This window comes from Rhizobacter sp. P3_B12 (assembly GCF_056402895.1).
In genome coordinates this window covers 1-1,064 of record NZ_JBFUGN010001459.1, presented here as the reverse complement: position 1 = coordinate 1,064, position 1,064 = coordinate 1, and the positions used below count along the sequence as shown (strand labels likewise).

Below are 1,064 nucleotides of genomic sequence, written 5' to 3'. Positions count from 1 at the left end.
GCCGAGCTGTTCGAGGCGGCAACCGTCGAGCGCTTCGGCGCGCACCTGCTCGCGCTGCTGCAGGCGTTGGCGCAGCGGCCCGCGCAGGCGCTCGGCGATGTCGACCTGCTGGGCGCGGACGAGCACGCGCGGCTCGCCGCCTGGGGTGTCGATGAACAACGCTTCGACGACTGGCTGCCGGTGCATCGCGCGTTCGAGCAGCGGGTGCGCGAGAACCCCGCGGCCGTCGCGCTGCACTTCGCTGACGAGACGCTGACCCGCGGCGAGCTCAACCACCGCGCCAACCGCCTGGCGCACCACCTGATCGCGCAAGGCATCGGTCCGGAGACCCGCGTCGGCATCGCGCTCGAACGCTCGGTCGGCATGATGGTCAGCATCCTCGCGGTGCTGAAGACGGGCGCCGCGTATGTGCCGCTGGACACCGAGCTGCCGGCCGAACGCCTCGCGTGGATGGTGGGCGACAGCGGCGTCGCGCTGGTGCTGACGCACGGCGCGGTGCACGATCGCCTGCCGGTGATCGCGGCGCGTGTGCTCGACCTCGACACGCTGGACACCTCCGCCGAACCGGACCGAGATCCGCCGATCGACATGCACGGCGAGCACCTCGTCTACGTGATCTACACCTCCGGCTCCACCGGCACGCCGAAGGGCGCCGCGGTGCGCCACCAGGCGCTCGCGAGCTGCATGGCGTGGATGCAGCAGGTCTACCGCCTCGACGCGGCCGACACGGTGCTGCACAAGGCCGCGTTCGGTTTCGACGTGTCGGCCTGGGAGATGTTCTGGCCGCTCACCACCGGCGCGCCGCTGGTGCTGGCCGCACCGGGCGAGCACCGCGACCCGGCGCGGCTCGCGGCGCTGATCCTGCGGCATCGCATCACGACGCTGAACTTCGTGCCGGCGATGCTGCAGGCCTTCCTGCAGCAGCCGCAGGTACGAGCCATGGAGTCTCAGGCCCAGAGAGGGGAGGCCCCGCTGCGCCGCGTGATCGTCGGCGGCGAGGCGCTGCCGGCCGAGGCGCAGAAGGAGGTCGCGCTGCGGCTGCCGCGCGCGACGCTCTACAACCT

At 72.2% G+C, this 1,064-nt stretch carries 1 protein-coding gene; it reads left to right on the top strand.

Annotated elements, in window-relative coordinates; genetic code table 11:
- The coding region (locus AC1D01_RS36075) for an AMP-binding protein (RefSeq protein WP_477874528.1) at positions 1-1,064 on the top strand (1,064 nt) is incomplete at both ends.